15 protein-coding genes are annotated in these 17,710 nt (G+C 35.6%); 2 read left to right on the forward strand and 13 right to left on the reverse strand.

The annotated features are described in order from the left end of the window. Positions 1-84: 84 nt before the first annotated feature. Positions 85-588 carry a nucleoside 2-deoxyribosyltransferase gene (locus tag Q0Y84_RS08530; protein ID WP_198563437.1) on the reverse strand — a complete coding sequence of 168 codons (504 nt, stop codon included), beginning with the start codon at positions 586-588 and terminating at the stop codon, positions 85-87. Positions 589-750: 162 nt separating this feature from the next. Between Q0Y84_RS08530 and Q0Y84_RS08535 the strand changes: the two genes are divergently transcribed. Beyond that, positions 751-2,133 carry an NAD-dependent succinate-semialdehyde dehydrogenase gene (locus tag Q0Y84_RS08535; protein WP_297952699.1) on the forward strand — a complete coding sequence of 461 codons (1,383 nt, stop codon included), beginning with the start codon at positions 751-753 and terminating at the stop codon, positions 2,131-2,133. A gap of 52 nt (positions 2,134-2,185) precedes the next feature. On the opposite strand, the gene Q0Y84_RS08540 is transcribed toward Q0Y84_RS08535, so the two are convergent. From Q0Y84_RS08540 to Q0Y84_RS08580, 9 genes are all read right to left on the reverse strand, one after another. Next, on the reverse strand, positions 2,186-3,229 hold the full coding sequence (locus tag Q0Y84_RS08540; RefSeq protein ID WP_297952701.1) for a zinc ribbon domain-containing protein: 1,044 nt from the start codon (positions 3,227-3,229) through the stop codon (positions 2,186-2,188). A gap of 186 nt (positions 3,230-3,415) precedes the next feature. Further along, positions 3,416-7,168, reverse strand: a complete 3,753-nt coding sequence (locus tag Q0Y84_RS08545; protein WP_297952703.1) for an MMPL family transporter — start codon at positions 7,166-7,168, stop codon at positions 3,416-3,418. Positions 7,169-7,183: 15 nt separating this feature from the next. Next, a complete protein-coding gene (locus tag Q0Y84_RS08550; protein ID WP_297952705.1) occupies positions 7,184-7,747 on the reverse strand; it encodes a TetR/AcrR family transcriptional regulator in 564 nt (187 codons plus the stop codon). 131 nt (positions 7,748-7,878) lie between these two features. Beyond that, a complete protein-coding gene (locus tag Q0Y84_RS08555) occupies positions 7,879-8,823 on the reverse strand; it encodes a serine hydrolase (protein WP_297952707.1) in 945 nt (314 codons plus the stop codon). Positions 8,824-8,838: 15 nt separating this feature from the next. Then, on the reverse strand, positions 8,839-9,756 hold the full coding sequence (locus Q0Y84_RS08560; protein ID WP_297952709.1) for a magnesium transporter CorA family protein: 918 nt from the start codon (positions 9,754-9,756) through the stop codon (positions 8,839-8,841). 171 nt (positions 9,757-9,927) lie between these two features. Continuing rightward, positions 9,928-11,520 carry an ABC transporter ATP-binding protein gene (locus tag Q0Y84_RS08565; RefSeq protein WP_297952711.1) on the reverse strand — a complete coding sequence of 531 codons (1,593 nt, stop codon included), beginning with the start codon at positions 11,518-11,520 and terminating at the stop codon, positions 9,928-9,930. Next, positions 11,521-12,105 (reverse strand): hypothetical protein, encoded by a 585-nt coding sequence (locus Q0Y84_RS08570; RefSeq protein ID WP_297952713.1) that lies wholly within the window; start codon positions 12,103-12,105, stop codon positions 11,521-11,523. A 1-nt stretch (position 12,106) separates the two neighbouring features. Beyond that, positions 12,107-12,802 (reverse strand): hypothetical protein, encoded by a 696-nt coding sequence (locus Q0Y84_RS08575; protein WP_297952715.1) that lies wholly within the window; start codon positions 12,800-12,802, stop codon positions 12,107-12,109. Further along, positions 12,774-13,658 carry a hypothetical protein gene (locus tag Q0Y84_RS08580; RefSeq protein WP_297952717.1) on the reverse strand — a complete coding sequence of 295 codons (885 nt, stop codon included), beginning with the start codon at positions 13,656-13,658 and terminating at the stop codon, positions 12,774-12,776. The genes Q0Y84_RS08575 and Q0Y84_RS08580 overlap by 29 nt, the downstream gene beginning before the upstream one ends. Positions 13,659-13,742: 84 nt before the next feature. Here Q0Y84_RS08580 and Q0Y84_RS08585 point away from each other — a divergent pair, with 84 nt between their 5' ends. Then, positions 13,743-13,946 (forward strand): hypothetical protein, encoded by a 204-nt coding sequence (locus tag Q0Y84_RS08585; protein ID WP_297952719.1) that lies wholly within the window; start codon positions 13,743-13,745, stop codon positions 13,944-13,946. Between the two features lie 304 nt (positions 13,947-14,250). On the opposite strand, the gene Q0Y84_RS08590 is transcribed toward Q0Y84_RS08585, so the two are convergent. From Q0Y84_RS08590 to Q0Y84_RS08600, 3 genes are read right to left on the reverse strand one after another with little or no spacing between them, the layout of a single operon-like run. Beyond that, complete coding sequence (locus tag Q0Y84_RS08590) at positions 14,251-15,555, reverse strand: extracellular solute-binding protein (protein WP_297952721.1); 1,305 nt, start codon at positions 15,553-15,555, stop codon at positions 14,251-14,253. A 51-nt stretch (positions 15,556-15,606) separates the two neighbouring features. Further along, positions 15,607-16,902 (reverse strand): MBL fold metallo-hydrolase, encoded by a 1,296-nt coding sequence (locus Q0Y84_RS08595; RefSeq protein WP_297952723.1) that lies wholly within the window; start codon positions 16,900-16,902, stop codon positions 15,607-15,609. Further along, a complete protein-coding gene (locus tag Q0Y84_RS08600) occupies positions 16,886-17,710 on the reverse strand; it encodes a carbohydrate ABC transporter permease (RefSeq protein WP_297952725.1) in 825 nt (274 codons plus the stop codon). The genes Q0Y84_RS08595 and Q0Y84_RS08600 overlap by 17 nt, the downstream gene beginning before the upstream one ends.

Consider the following 17,710-nt stretch of genomic DNA (forward strand, 5'->3'; position numbering starts at 1 on the left):
AAAGAACGATGAAATCCAGATGGAAATCATCGTTCTTTTTTATGGTCCAGGAGTTAGTTTTTTCCCAGACACTTTTTGTTTTGTTTAATAAACTTGATAATCAGTAATTGGTTTAGCTGGTGCACTGTTGAAGTCATAACTAGCCAACTGATCTAATTCGGTGTTGCCGTCGATCAAGGCTGTAACACCTTGGGCCAGCATTAGATTCAATCGTTTATCTTTTTCAGGATGATTAGTAAATGGAACTAACACTACTGGCTTATGATAGGCGCGCATAAAGCCAATTTCAAATGCACAGCCATCATCTAGTTCGTCCATGTCGTATAAAAACACGCCGCAGCTTGCATTGATTACGCCATTAAGATCATTATTATATGTTGCAAGTTGCCAGTTTAAACTTCGAATACCTTGCTTCTGTGCCTCTGTTTCATTTGGGTCCACATAATTTTGATCAAAAGGGAAATGAACGCGTAAAACCGTTGGATTTTGTTCTAATAAAGCTCGAGCTTGCTTAACGCGTTCTTGCTGTTCCTCATTAAAAAATGGCGTACCTAAATAAATAGTTGCGGTGGGGATTTGATGATTCATTAATGTTTCCTTTTCTATTCAAAAAACTAATTTGGCTAATATTTTAGCATGCATTTTTCACAACTAAAAGCACAAATTAACTGCGTTTTTTCTGTAAACGCTTTATAATAAATACATGACTTATTAAACATAAATATTAAACTTATAATTTGGAGGCAAAAATTGTCTAGATATCAATCAATTAATCCATACACTAATCAAGAATTCGCCAGCTATGATAATCCAACCGCCAAGCAAATTGACGATGCCATTAATTTAGCCCATGCTCTATATAAAAAATGGCGCCATGAAGCTCCTGAAACTCGTGCACGTCAATTACACAAAGTAGCAGATGCTTTGCGCGAACATGAGGACGATTTAGCCAAAATGATGACCCTTGAAATGGGAAAACTTTTGCGTGAATCAAAAGAAGAAGTTGAACTATGTGCTTCAATTTGTGATTACTACGCTAAAAATGGCGTCAAGATGTTAGCTCCTACTCCAGTAAAATCAGACTTAGGGGATGCCTATTACTTAAAGCAAGCAACTGGTGTCATCATGGCCTGTGAACCATGGAACTTCCCACTTTATCAAGTGATCCGTGTTTTTGCACCTAACTTTATCGTCGGGAATCCAATTTTATTAAAGCACGCCCACAATGTCCCTGGCTCTGCCGCTTTAACTGCCAAAATTATCAAACGGGCTGGCGCTCCTGAAGGCAGCTTAATTAACCTTTACCCAAGCTACGACCAATTAGCTGATATTATCGCCGATCCAAGAATTCAAGGCGTTGCCTTAACCGGGTCTGAGCGCGGTGGCTCAGCTGTTGCCGAAGCTGCCGGTAAAAATTTAAAGAAATCAACCATGGAGCTTGGCGGCAATGACGCCTTTATCGTCTTAGACGATGCCAATCCACAAGTATTGCGCAACGTTTTAGGCGATGCTAGAACTTATAATGATGGCCAAGTATGTACTTCATCTAAGAGAATTATCGTTGAAAAATCTCGCTATGATGAAGTACTCCATGCTTTGAAAAATGTCTTCTCTAGCCTTAAGGCTGGCGATCCGCTTGAAGCCGACACAACTTTGCCACCAATGAATTCTGAACGAGCTAAAGAAAAATTAGAAAAGCAAGTTAAAAAGGCTACTGACGCTGGTGCCAAAGTCTTTTATCAATATCCAGAAATCGACTCTAAGGGTGCCTTCTTCAGACCAATCATTTTAACTAATATTGACCACGATAATCCGATTTTTGACGAAGAATTATTCGGCCCAGTAGCAGAAGTCTTGGTCGTTGACGATGATGACGCCGCAATCCAACTCGCTAACGATTCAAGCTATGGCTTAGGTTCATCTGTCATCTCCAACGATATTGAACGAGCACAAAAAGTCGCCGCTCAAATCGAAACTGGCATGACCGTAATCAACGGCCGCTGGATTACTTCTGGTGAATTGCCATTCGGTGGTGTCAAGAAATCCGGCTATGGTCGTGAATTAAGCGACTTAGGTATGATGGCCTTTGTAAATGAACATCTAGTAATCGATGTCACTAAAAACAACCAATAATCAGAAATTTTAGGTAAAAGAAATACGCTGGCAACCTAACCAGCGTATTTTTTTACGCATTTTTCAATTCATTTCGTTTAAAGAGATTATAGCCAGCCAAAATTGTAGTTAATACACTAGCTAAAATCATAAAGTACGTAGAAGCTCCTAAAGAAACTGCATATGATAAAAATTGACTAGTTAGTTGTGCTAGCACGCTAGATGAAGCATGAACTGCTCTGGTCATTTCTAAAACCATATAAATCAAAAAGACTGATTCAATTAAAGAAAGGACAAAAGCAAGCATTTGGCTACCCTTAGTATTTTTCAGGATATTGTAAATGATGAAAATTGGAATTAAGAAGAGCAATAGCCAAACTCCATAAAGAATAATTGCGTACCAAGAAGTTGTTCCTGATGAAAGCAAACGCCCCGTCAGACTAAACAAAACATTAGAAATAGACATTCTTTGCGTATAACCGACAGCAGAAACTGAGGCTCCTGAATCAGTAAAAAGCACAATCAAACTAATTAAAGCCGTTAAAATGACTGAAAGTTGAATGTAATTAAAATGATGCTTTCGACCATCCTTAATTTCACGTACATGATTTTCTACACGAGGATGTTTCTGAACGAATTCTTGATTTCGCTGCTTTACCTTAACTTCACCTGCATCAACTCGATTAAAAATATTTGAGCCAACTTGATCCAATTTTTGGGTTAAACGTTGGTCTACCGTATATTGCTCAATTTTCTCCTTACGATCGCAGACAACATAGAGCCAAACCAACAATGCAAAGAAGCTAATCCAGCCTGCTGTTCTTGAAAAACTCATTAAGATTAAGAGAAAAACACCAAGCAAAAATACCAAAGTAGCATTTTTCCTAATCCAAGCAATCATTCTTTGAACCGTAGTGTTCTGCTTTTCAGGAATAAACTCCTCACGATAGGCCGCACGACTAATAATCTTTTCACCCTCATTTGGCTGTTTAAATTTAGCCTTTTGATGTTGATCTGTGAAAAAATCATCGCGATATTTCTTCAAATTAAAACCACAGTTAGGACAAATCTCGTCATTTTCATTAATTTGCTGGCCACAATTTGGACAAGTAGTCATATTATTAAAAGCCCCTTCTATTTTGATTTGTTAACGCTAATTATAACATGTATCAAAATGCAAATAATTACTATCTGATTTGTTTAATCAAATCAAGTATGATTAATCGTTTTTAAAGAAAAATATCATTAGAGAGCAAAAAATAAGCTCTACGGGAAATTTGTAGAGCTTATTTCGCTTTATTAATTAATTTTGTTTCTTTCTCTTAGTGAACTTACTGAAATCAATTCCTTCATAAGTCAACTTAGTAGCAGCTGACAAAGTAATTGGCAAAATGAAGACTAAGATCAATAAACCAACATCCACAGTCAAGGCAACTTCAATCAAAGTTGGAATACCTGATGGAATGAGGGCTGCAAACGTACCACCCAAGATAATTGCGGCTGAGATAACCACCGTACCAATGATGGTACATGCCTTTAAGATTCTTGAACTTGGAGTAGTGTAGCCTTCAGTCTCAAGTTCACGATAACGTGTCATGAGGAAAATACTGTAGTCAACACCCAAAGCAATCAACATGATAAAGCTGAAGAATGGAGTATTCCAAGTAAGCATGTCTCTGCCAAGAACTGCCTTAACGATCCATTGGTTAATAGACAATGAGCAGAGGTATGCGATCAGCAAAGTACCAAGAATGTAAACAGGTTGCAATAATGAACGAGTTACAAACATCAAGGCAATACCGATACCAATCAACATGATTGCAGCAGTTCTAAGGAAGTCACCACTAGCAACCGTCTTAGTATCCTTGATCTTTGAACTTTGACCACCCATAGCTACCTTAGCATTCTTAAGTGCAGTACCTTGGAATGACTTCTTAGCCATTGCACTCAATTCTTGTGATTCATTTGTAGCTTCAGTTGCACTTGGGTTTGAGTTGAAGACAACAATAATTTGAGCTGACTTCTTGTCTGGGCTGAGGTAAACATCCATTGACTTCTTAAACATATCATTCTTTAAGAATTCCTTAGGGATATAGAAAGTATCAGCGGCAGCTGATGAACCTAAGCCTCTGAGGTAAGTTTCACCTTGGCCCAAACCACTATTAACAGTATCAATACCTGAAGTTAATTCAGGAACCTTGTTAGCTAACTTGCCAGCACCTTCGCTAAGTTGACCAGCACCGTTGTTAAGTTGATCTACACCTGAAACAAGAGCTGGAGCTTGGCTAGCTAATTGACCAACACCACTGTTAAGTTGACCGGCACCATTAGCAAGAGTACCAAGACCATTGTTCAAAGTACCGGCACCGTTTGCTAAAGTACCAAGGCCATTATTCAAAGTACCAGCACCATTTGCTAAAGTACCAAGACCTGTGTTCAATTGACCCGCGCCATTGTTAAGTCGGTCTATACCCGCACCAAGACGACTAGCGCCTGACGAAAGTGAACCTAAGCCACTGCTTAATTGACCAGCACCTGAATTAAGTCTTTGTGCGCCTGCCACACCTTGTGAAGCAGCTGATTGAACTTGCGTCAAGCCTGAGCTTAATTGGTTCAAAGCAGTAGCTGCACCTGGAAGTGCCTTGTTAGAAGCTTGAGCTAAAGTATTAACCTGAGTCTTCAAAGTTTGAAGTTGATCCATCAAGTTGCTTTGTTGTAGTGCAGCCATTGAACTTTGTAAGCCCTGAGCTGCTGAAGTAGCGTTTGCCATGGCTGACTTCATCTTATCAGTATTAGCACCTGATTGAGCCTTTTGAACAACAGATTCAACTGCTTGAGTGGCAGCCTTAGTTGCTGCTTCTTGAGCAGCTTGTCTTTGATCAGCTGGTACTGATTGTACTGCTGATGAAACTGCTGATGAAATTGCTGATTGAACTTCAGATTGATTTACTGAACTTGAACCAGCACTACCTGCTGCGCTTTGTAATTCTTTCAAGCTATTTTCAAGATCTGCAGCTTGTTTTTGAACTGTAGCTAAACTATTAGTTAATGATGAAGTATCAACCCCACCGCCAATAGCTTGATTCAATTGTTGAATACCACTGTTAATTTGTGGCAAAGCAGTTTGAAGTTGAGCGAGTTGTTGTTTGTTTGAACCACTCAATTGAGTTGAAAGTTGTGAACTCAATTGTTGTAATTGGTTAACCATTTGTTGGGTACCACTTTGCAAGCTGTTAGCACCATTCTTTAAGCGATTTGCACCGCTAACTAAGCTGCTTGCACCACTTTGAAGTGCGTGAGTACCACTTGCCAAACGACCAGCACCTGTTTGTAAACGTACTGCACCACTTTGTAATTGACCGGCACCGTTACGTAAACGATCTGCACCGCTAACTAATTGGCTTGAACCGCTTTGCAAACGAGTTGCGCCGCTTTGTAATTGGCTAGCACCATTTTGCAAACGACTAGCACCACCAACTAATTGACTAGCGCCACTTGCCAAACGGCCGGTACCATCATGAAGTTGATCTGCACCATCCTTCAAACTGTTGGCACCATTAGCAACCTTGTTGGCACCCTTACTCAATTTGCCCAAACCTGAACGAGCTTGATCAACACCGTCATTAACAGTGTTCAATTGATTATTGACATAAAGCATATCAATTGGTTCGCCGTAAGGCTCAGTAACTGACGTTGCAAATGATACATCCTTTGAACCTTGAAGTTGCTTAGTTAATTGATCAATCAACTTCAAGTTTTCTTCATTATCTAATCGATGCTTGCTTTGGATGTACAAGTATGATGGTTCGGCCATGCCTTTAGAAAAGTGCTTTTGCACTACAAGCAAACCTTGCTTAGATGGAACTGAATCGGCGATTTCATCAGTATCGTCGTAATTTAAATGACCGGTATACATCAACATGAACGGAACAGTAACTACAGCTAAAACAACCAAGTAAATAATTGGGTGTTTCAAAGTTGAAGCTGAAATACCATGCCAAAGCTTATTATCACTTTCACCTGTAAACTTCTTAACAGGCCAAAACATCTTCTTACCAAGGGTAGCCATGAAGAATGGGTTGAGTGTCAAAAGTACTACCAACAATACGGCAACACCGACAGCAACACCAACGGCTGATTGGTAAATTGAGAACTTAGCTAAACTTAAGGCAGTAAAACCAATTAAGATGGATGAACCTGAGTAAAGGATTGTTTTACCAGCGTTGCGAAGCGCATCATGCATCGCCTCATACTTATCCATCCCTTTCCCCAGATCCTCTTTAAACTTGTCATACAGCAGGATGTTGTAGTCGGTACCAATACCAAAGAGCACGATAACCATGAATACCTGCGTAAAGTTTGAAAATGGGAAATTGGCGTGTTCAACCAAATTAGTAACAATTGAGAAGGAAGTAAGGAATGAAACACCAACCGTTAATAATGAAATAAGTGGAACAATTGGTGACTTAAATACAATGATCAAAACAATAAAGATAAAGACAACTGTAATTGCTTCGGTCTTCTTAATTCCCTCTTGAATAGAGGCAGAGAAATCATACTGCAAGACATCAGCACCCGTTACATAAGTTCTAAGTCCTTGTGTCTTAGCCGTTTGATTCATCTGCTTATAAACTTTTTCAATCGTACCATGGCTCTTGGCTACATTAAATTGTGCTACCCAAGTTGTACCATCTTTTGATTGAAGTTTCTTTCTTGTAGCAATATTGGAATCAGGGAGCAATGAATCCTTAATTCCGTACTTGCTTTTATCATTAGTAAACTTGTCAAGCGTATTGTTAATTGCTGTTTTATCAGCATCAGTCAGCTTGCCATGTTCTTTATTAAAAACAAGTGCTACTGCATAGGTGTTTTTCTTCTTCGCACCCCAGTTGTTTTCAATTGATTGTGCTACATTGCTTTGTACATTACTAGGCAGTGTAATGTCCGAATGGGCATTGGTTAACTCAGTAATATTAGGCAAAGCAACAATAGAAATAATCAATATCAAAATCCATGCAATCAATTCGAAAACATGATTTTTCAGAAATTTCTGCACTTTCCTATTTCCTCCCTATTTCTGTAAGTCAGCTACTGGTTCTACAAGTCGCAGAATCATCTCATGATAATTCCGATTAGATTCATCCTTAGTTTCATCCAAAAAAGATGTCGATTTATCCAAAAAGACGTAACCCAATACGGCGCCAATTAAAGCATGAAACGAAATGACACTTTCTCTTTTTAAATTAAGGCGTTCACCTAATTTAATTAAATCCAAGATTTCTTGACTAATCGCGGCATCCTTTGGATACTCATTCAAATGATACAGAACACTTGCTAAAGCAGGATCACTTAACAAAAAATCGCGTACGATATCGGCAAACTTAAGCACCGCATCCCGGCCAGACATTCCAATTAAATTATCCATCAATTGATGACGCAAAATTTTAATTTGCTGCGCACCAACTAGTGATAATAATTGCTTGCGCCCAGAAACATAATGATAAAGCGACTGTGAGCGCACACCAAGCGTCTTAGCCAAGGCTGGCAAAGTCGTTGCTGCTAAGCCTTGCTCAGATATTAATTTAGTAGCCTGATCAATTATCTTATCTAGATCAAGATTTCTTTTCTGTGCCATTTTCATCCCTCCTTTGTCTCAGCATAATAAATAATATACACCTACAGTGTGAAGATTACAATCTACATAGTGTAAATAATTTTATTTTTTACAAAAAATAATGAAGTCAGCTTTTGACTTCATTACTTTACTTATTTATGTTTCTTAATAAACCAATTATTGATCGTTTTACCTAATTTATTAAAGTTCTTATGTTGCGTACTCCAAACCGACATACAGTAAGCTCGACCATTACTCTGGACAATTGCCACTGCAAAATCATCATCACCAATTGCATAAATGCCGCCACTTAAGCCAGTAACTAGGCTGGGTCTTTGCTTAGCTAAAGTTCCGAGCACCCGACTTGCATATTGCCGGTTCAGCACCTGTCCTTGATATAGCCCGATCATTGTCCGCGCTAAATCATTAGCTGTTGTTTGGCCGGTCATATCTTTAGCAACTTTAGTCTTTGTAGCACCCATTTGTCTGGCAACTCGGTCAATATTATTAATGCCAATTTTTCTTGTTAAAGCATTGATTGCCGTTTTATTGTCTTTAAGCATTGCACTACGCAAATAACTTACACCATAGGTAATGCCAACTTGGAACATCTTATCACCCTTGGCTTTATCTTTTTTGCTAATCTTAATAGCAGTCCGCGCACCCATCTTGCCCTTTTGTTCTTGCTCATATAAAGCAATTAACAAAAATAGTCGCATCGTTTTACCTGCATCATGTGCCTTATCAGTATTAGAAACTACAGCATAATGACTGGAGTTGGTCAAATCTTGTGCCACTACTTGGAAACTATCGTCAATTCCCATAACCTTCTTAATTTGCTTAACTAGCTTTTGATTGCTACCCTTTTTAGCTTTAACATGGTTAGAATACTCAATTGAATTGACTTTAGGTTCTTGGTGCTTTTCTAATTTCTGAACCTTGGACTCTTTAGCTTTCTTTTTGCCCTTGGTGACTTTGCCACTATTAGGCTCAATCACCTTTAACTGCGCATTTTCTACTCGCTTCAAACTTGATGTGTATAAAATAAATGCGAATAAAGTCACAATTAAGGAGCCGATTAATACTTTATGTTTCATTGAAATGCCTCAATTTTAGAAGAAATGATGCTTTTTCATCAAGATGACCAACCAGACCATTAAGACAACCATCAGGATAATAATTAAAACCCAGTCAAATGAGTTTTTTAAGATTGGTAAACTAACATTCATCCCATAAAATCCGGTCAAAATAGTTGGAATCGTCAATACCAATGACCACACCGTCAAGAACTGCATCGTATCGTTTAGGTTGTTGTTCATCATATTATTACTTGTAGCTGATAAAGTTTTAGTTACTTGCTGTGAAATCTGGACCATTTCTGCTGACTGACTTGACTCAATCAAAACGTCATCCAAACGCTCACTAGCTTCTTTGGTAAAATCTAATTTACTATGATTTAGCCCATGCAGCATGATTAAATCAGTTTGAATTGAACTAGACAAATAAACTAAACTTTTTTCAATATTTGATAGTTCTACTAAATCTTTATTATTAATATCATCAGATAATTTTTGATCTAAGCTGTTACGTTCAACATCAAGCTGTGTAACGGCACGCTGGAAGTATTGTGATGAATATAAGAAAAAGAGCATTAACAATTCTGTCACATCTTTAGCTTCTGACAAGCGCTCCCGCATATGCTCATCATTAAATTCATCAAACACATAGCTGGTTGATTCAGTATGAAAAGTAAAAATATTTTCGCCCACTACCAAAAAAGTAATTGGATGCGAAGTAAAGTGTTTAATTGTGTTAGTTGGCCAAATTGGTACATCATAAACAAGCAAGTGGCTCTTAGTATGCACGTCATAGTCATAGTGGGGCCGCTCATGACGGTCAGAAATATAGGAAATAATATCGGGTGTAAAATTAAAATCTTTTTGCAACCGCTCACTATCTTCTTCACTCAAATTATTGATGTCATACCACTTATACTTTGTCTTTACCGGAAAATTCTGTTGTCTAATCAACCAGCTCACCTCAGCTTTTAATTTATTACCTAGTAAATAGTACCATTTTTCAATGCAGCGAAGAAACTATAAATTTTATTATCTTAATATAAGGAAAACCAAATTATTATAATCAAAAAAGTTCATTTATTAATCAAATTGACCATAAATGAACTTTTAATTTGTCCCACATTATTGTTTATTATTTAAATCAATCACTCTGTCAAACATTTTCTTTTCTTGATCAGTAATCTTATGTGCAACTTCGATAACTGCTAAACCGAGATTATTCAAAATGATTTTGTGAATAGCTAACGACAATTTATTATCTAATGAACTAGTCGCTTCATCTGCTAATAAAATTGGCCGATTAGCCAATAAAGCGCGTGCAATTTCGATCCTTTGAATTTGACCACCTGATAAGTTTTTGCCATTTTCACCTACTTGATAGCCCCACCCCTTTTCTTTGATTAATTTTTCTAATCCTGCTGTCTTAATCACTTTATTTAAAAACTCATTACTTACACTTCTGCCTAAAGTAATATTAAATCGAAGATTTGCATCAAAAATAAATGGTCTTTGATTTATATAGCTAAAATAATTATGACTTTTTTCAAAGTTACTAGTTATGTTTAGCTTATCTATAACAATATCGCCATCTAATGGCTTTAAAATACCCATTAACAGTTTTAAAAAAGTAGTTTTTCCCCACCCGCTCGGAGCTATAAATAATACTTTTTCATTACTTTTAATTTTGAGATTTAAGTCATTAATAACTGGTGTATCAGAATATGAGTAAGACAAATGTGAGACCGTTAGCATCTCAAACTTGTTTGGCTTGAATGCATCTTCTTCATGCTTGTTAGTATAATTTAAAGCTGGCTCAATTTTCCTATAAATCGGCTCATTACTCTTAATTTGATTTATTCTATTGTATATATCGATCATTGGATTAATGAATTGATTAGACAACTGTACAATCATTATTAATATTCCCACTTGAAGTTGACCACTTAAGATTAAGAGAGAGCCAATTAAAAACGGGATAACAAATCCTATTATCTCAGCTACAAAAGCTATTATTTCGTATGCTGAATTTTGCGAGAAACTCATCTCTTTTAAATTATTTTCTAATTCTTTAATTGGCTTCATTACATAAGAAATAAGAGTTGATTGTGTATTATACAATCTTGAAGTTTCAGTACCATTAATAGCATCTGACGCACTTTGCGTATATTCTGAGTTAGATTTTTCCCAACTTTTTGCTGTTTTCTGAATTTGCTTAGTAAAGTGTGTTTGTACAACACTAGGGATAATTGTTGCAATAGAAAAAATAATAGTTAAAATCCAAGAATTAGCTAATCCTATAAGTAAAGCAAAAACAAAAGAGCAAACATCTGAAATTATCAATAGATAATTCAAGGTGATTTGTGTTTCTATTTGCTTCAGGTCATTCGTTACCAGAGATAATTCATTTTTATATGTTTCTTTACCAGCATAAACAAGATAACTAAATACTCTTTTCTTAAGTTCAACATTAATATTTTTTACAATGTCAGACTTTAGATATTGAAAAAATATATTAGAAATCAAAATGACAAGTAGAGCAATAATTCCTAACATGGCAATTAGAAAAATTTCTTGAAACCTACTATTTCTCTTTAAAGCTGTGTCAATCATTAATCCTGAAATATATGCAATAGATATATTTCCAAAAGCTTTAATGATAGCCAATATTATATAGAAAGACAGTAAAGATCTAGATGCTAATCTTAGTATTTTCATTTAAACCACCTGCTTCAAATAAACATATGAAAAAATAGTATTCGCATACTGCCACTTCTGATATTCTGATTCAGAAAATTGATTTTTATTAAGCGGATTAATTACTCCTATCGTCCCATCTTCTTGCATATTTAAAAATAAAAATTCTGTGTAATTATTCAATAATGGTATACTACCTATTTTTTTATAAATATTAGTTGCTACCAAAGAAGCTAAATTAATTTTGTAATTTCTTGCTAAATATATTAACAGTCCACTCAAATAATTTTGTACTAATTCACTATCAGCTTCATTTTCTAAACTAGCTAAACTAAATAATGTTTTGTTACAATCGTCTAAAAGCTGTAATTGTTTTATGTTAAAATCAATTTTAGCGTCACCTAATATAGCTAAATAATATTGTTTTTCAATAAAAGATAAATTATGTAGCCTAACAATTTTCTTAATCTTGTCATTGTCACTTCTATTTTTCATTACATACGCTAACCTATCTGTTTGATTCAACAAATTTATATTTACAGTCTTTGCAAAAATTACAGCATTATTTTCAACTAAATATTTTTTAACTGTTTCCAGTTTATTCATTTTATTCTCCTTGTTGTAATAATAATCCAAAAATCACATCGGGTTCTAATTCTTTAAAATCATATTTGTTTGAAATACCTTGTTTAATATTAAACATAAAGGAAGATAACAGAAACAAAGATATGTCATTATCAAATGATAAACTACTTACAAGATTTTTAATTTTAGTATCTGCTTGAAAATCTTTCTCTATTGCAAGACAACGAATAAAATCTTTAATCTCTGATTTTTTTAAAAACAATATATTTTCTTCAAAAGAATCACATCGTGGTTGAATTTTAGGTATTAATTCTTTATATCGATTTCGATCCTCCAAGTTATAAAATAACTTCAGATAAAATTCATCTGGAAGCTCTAAATTCAAAATAACTGAACTGTAGACTAGTTTTTCAACGTTCACTTTGAACATCTGAGAAAATTTTTGTTCACTAAAATTTTTTTGCAAAAAATTATTCCAATTACCAAAATACTCAATTAATAATGGATTAGTCATCAGTAGCGCTTGAATATTCTGCTCGCCACCAACAAATGAATAGATTATATTAAATAATAGCTTGCCTAGTTCCTCTTTTGGCTTATTCCCCCACCTTTTATAGTCACAATAATATTCACACATTCGTGTTATTTGTAATATTAAATTTCGATCCTTATATTTTGAATCCAATTTATTAATTAAAATTTCCATCACTTTTTTCATACAAAAAACCTGCTCCTAACGCTACCATCGTTGTATGATAGCATGCAAAGAATTTCTCCTCTTCACAGCTATATTTACCATCAATTTGCCCTGGTGCTGGTAAGGATCCATCTTCCTTTTGATAGCTTGAAATAAACGTTATCGCATTCCTTATCATTTTTTGTTGTATTTGATTCAGAGAAATATTCAAAAAATAACTTGAAATAATTAACTCAGATAAAATATCTAAATTTTGCTCTAATTCATACACAGGTATTAAATTAAAAATTATATTTAATATTTTATCTTTATTAAATCCCTCAATATTTTGTCTCCCCATGTCTGTTAAATAAAAAATAGAGTGAGTTATTGAATACGTGCTAATCTCATTTGTATACATATAATTAAAATCTTTTCCTAATACTGTATTTTTTGCTATATCAGAAAAGCTATTATAATTTGAATAAACTCCTGCCTTGTTCAAAGAATACTTAACATCTATTTTTCTAAAAGCAGAACGAGTGGTTAAGAGGTCAAATTTATCATCAACCATCTCCTTTAAAAGTATCTTTTCATGACTAAGATCAATATTGTTGTTTTTACCAAATTCTTGTGCAACGGCTACAGCTGAAATAAAACCATGTTCGTGTAAAATAAAATCATTTAAGCTTAATGAATTTAATATTTCTTTAGTCATATTTATTATTTTTCTATGAATTCGTGGCATAAATGGTAATTCTGGAAAAAACATATTTTCCAAAAATAATAGTTCTGTAAAAGATTTAATACGTAACAAATCTTTTGCATATTTCCTATTTACACGCGGATCGAAGAAATCTAAATTGTCATCTATCCAGCGTAGGCATTTTTCATACATAGCTCCGCCTTCTTTTTTAATCTTATTGACATTTTTAAATAATATATTATACTTAATCTAATTTATTTCAAGGAGGTAATCAAAATGTTAAAAAATCTTACTAAGAACCTAGTTTTACATAAAGGCATTTACCTTAAGATTAAGAATTTAGATTTATCTAAACCTCTTGTAGAAGAAGGCGGTCCCTACGTTTGCGCATGGTCGGATTACGTAGCTATCGTTAAGACGAAAGAAATTGAACCTCAAAAGGGAAAGAATTTATTCCACTTTACGTCAGTTTTAAGTTAAGGTTATGGTGCTTTATGAAGAATCTATCGTTTAACTTAAATAGTGATTCATACGTTTTTGTTTGGCAAAGTTTTATTTGGGTTAAGCAAAATAAAAAAAAGCTATCCAAAACTAATACAACAAAATTCACGTATGTTGAAGCTTTATCATAATCTTTCTCAATTAAAACTATATATCCACTACTGTAACGTAATAACTAGGTGATATTCAACGGATCGATTAATTCAATCAATCCGTTTTTTTATTTGATACAAAAAAAGCAGACCAAGCGGTCTGCTTTAAAAAATCGAATTGCTATTTAGTTTTATTGCTTCCAAGCAGCATCAAATTTTTGCTTACCAGCTTCGATTTGGCTGTTAATATTTTGACCCTTTTGTGCTGCAGCATAGATGTTTTGTTGAATAGTATTCAATTGTTGGAATGCAGCGTTAGAGTTCTTAGCAACTGGAACACTGTACAAGTACTTCATTGCATCTTCAAGCTTAGCTGGAAGCTTGATGCTCTTGTTGTTCTTGTATTCACTAGACTTAATCGCAGCGTTATTTACAGGAATGTAACCAGTAGCGTTAGCCCACTTGATTTGACTTGATTTGGATACCAAGAACTTAATGTACTTAAAAGCAGCTGCTTTTTGATCAGCACTAGCATGGTTAAACATGTAGATGTCAGTACCTTGTTGCAAAGTGTACTTACCAGGACGTGGAGCAACGTCATAAGTAAACTTGTCGCCTACACCTTGCTTAACAAAGCCTTCACCTGCTGAAGTACCAACAAACATTGCAACCTTTTCATTAGCAAATGGACCTGAAAGGTAGTGTTCTGAACCAGCAGTTCTGAAGTAGCCCTTCTTGATACCATCTGCATAGAAGTTGATAACCTTCTTAGAAGTTGCACCAGTGAAGTTGATCTTGTCTGAGAAGTTTACACCTTCGTCCTTCATACCAAGAGTGTAGTAGTTAGAAAGTGAATCAAAACCAGCACCTACAACCTTGTGGTTACTCTTCTTGTAGATAGTTTCTGAAACATCTTTAAGTTCTTCCATTGTGGTTGGAACTTTCTTGATGCCATATTTCTTAAACATGGTCTTGTTGTAAGTCAAAGTTTCAATTGACTTGTTAAATGGAATACCATATTGCGTACCCTTAATCTTGGCACCATCAAGAAGTTCGCTTCTGATATCTGAAGCCTTGGCAGAACCCCAACCAACATTCTTATTGTTGATATATGGAGTTAAATCTACCAACATCTTGTTTTGTGCTGCGTTCCAAAGCCAACCTGGGTAAGCTTGGGTAATCGTAGGCAAGTTGTTTGGTGATTGCAAAGTTGAGTTAATCTTAGCTTGCAAATCATTATATGTACCTTGGTTTTCAAGCTTAATAGTGATCTTAGGATTCTTCTTTTCAAATTCATTGGTTAATTGCCTTAAAGTAGAACCTTGTACTCCAGGCATAGCATTCCAGAAGACAACCGTAGTTTGCTTGGTAATCTTTGATGGAATTTTTTCTGAACTTGATGATGAAGAGTTGCTTCCACTCTTTGAACAGGCTGCAGTTCCCACCAAAGCCAAAGTAGCAATGGTAGCCATAGTAAGTTTCTTACTAAACTTCATTTGGATAATCCTCCCAAAAATAAAACTAAACAACAATATGTTTTTGATTCACTAAAGCGTGATTGTTTGACCACGTTTAGGTAAAATCCGTTCTCCAAATGGATTCTCTTCCAGCTCCGGATGCAATGTGTGCACCGGTGCTAAAATAGCTGGTTGAATTCCGGCAATGATTTCTTTGAGTTCTTTTTTATCAGCATGGCCTGAACAGCGTAATGCATGATACTCAATCTCATTGTTAGCTAAAGCCTCTACAAACGGCTTATAAGCAGGATCAAAATCTCCTAATGGCTCAGCATTTGAGTGGATGTATAAACCACCCTTTTGAAGCTTATCATAATTGGTGACAACTTGCCACATATATTTGTGCTTATCTGCTAAAAGTTCGTCATAACTTACTTCAAGCTCTGGATTTAGATCATCATAATGCTCTTCATTAGGCATGTAGTAGTATGGATAATCCTCATTCAAGCTTTCTTTAATTAAATGTGCCCTTTGCGCATGCAAAACGACTTTTCTTGGTGAATCAGCGATGATCCGCAATAATCGTTCGACATTAGTAGGATAAGTATTAAAAGTAATTTGGCGATCGGGATTGGCCTTTTGCAAACGGACAATCTCTTCAGTCAATTCAACTTCATTCTTAGGACCAGTAAATTCTTCACTATTTTCATCGTGCTTTTCTTCTGGCCAAGAAACCCCGGTTCCTTCAATAATTAACATGTCGCTGCCTTTGGCTGCTTCCATAAAGCTGCGCACCCAGTCTGGATGATAACCATGCAAACGAATGTCACCAGTATAAGCGATTTGCTTATCAGGTGTTTTAACAATTAAGCCCGTAGCACCATAAGCATCATGATCACTTGGATATATTTCCAGGGTAATATCACCAACCTTAATTGTCTTTTGATATTCAGCTACAATGATTGGACGGGTATAACTCTTGTCATGTCCTGCAGCAGGAAGCAAAAAGTCCCCTTTCTCATTCAATGCTGGCAGCAAATGAGCTGTAATTGGTCCAGCATAAAGTGGAATTTCTGGTGCTAAAAAGTTTAGTGCCTTGCTGTGATCTAAGTGCACGTGTGAAATATAAGCTGCTGAATGCTCCCAGCGTTCAGTATCAATTGGCTTACCAGTTAGCTTAGGATCATAGAAGTTAGGCACATCACCAATTAGCTGATTTTTGATCAAAGTTTGGTAGCTTTCATCTGGCAACTTTAATTCTGGCCGATAAACTTCTCCTAAATCAAACAAAACGTGTGATTTATTATAAGCTACCTCAATCATTGGTCCACCAATTGTGGTTAACCCATTATAAAAAGTGACTGTCGTTTTATCCTTTAAGGTCATTGCGCACTACTCCTCGAATAATCTGTTTTCTAAAGATGAAGTACAAAATCAAAATTGGCAAAACAGTTAATGTAGCTGCTGCTAATTGAAGTTGTGTTTCACTACCAGCATCAGATGCAAAAGAAGTTAAACCGTTGTTCAACAATCTCATGCTATCTTCATTAGTTACCAACAATGGCCATAGGAATGAATTCCAGCCTGAAATAAAGCTCAATAAAGCTACAGTGAACAAACCGCCCTTTGACATTGGTACTAAAATCCGCCAAATGTATTCCCAATCACTAGCACCATCAATCATCGCTGCTTTATAAATAGTCTGTGAAATTGAGCCAAAGTAACTTTGCAAATAGTACATGTAGAAAATCGAGGTTAAGAATGGCAATACCAAACCAATATAGGTGTTCAAAAGTCCCATTTGGGCAATTGTACTATAGTTGGTAAAAATGATTGCTTCACCTGGTACCATCAATAATGATAACAAGACTACTTGAACAATCCCCTTGCCCTTGAACTTTAAATTAACCATAGCAAAAGCACCAAGCAAGGCGTTAAACAAACTTACTACTGTGGTGACAGTTGCTGTTAAGAAGGTATTGAAGAAGTAACGACCAAATGGTGCTTGGGCAAAGACTTTAGCATAGTTACTCCACTCAAAATGCTTAGGAATTAAAGTTGGCGGAATAGTAGTAGTTTCTCTAAAACTCATTAATCCGCCCAAAATCATGTAGATGAAAGGAAAGACAGTAATGATTGCAAAAATTGCCAAGATAATATAGGCAACTAAAGTACCCCAACGAATCTTTTTCAT

This window comes from uncultured Lactobacillus sp., from assembly GCF_947367125.1.
Taxonomy (GTDB): Bacteria; Bacillota; Bacilli; order Lactobacillales; family Lactobacillaceae; genus Lactobacillus.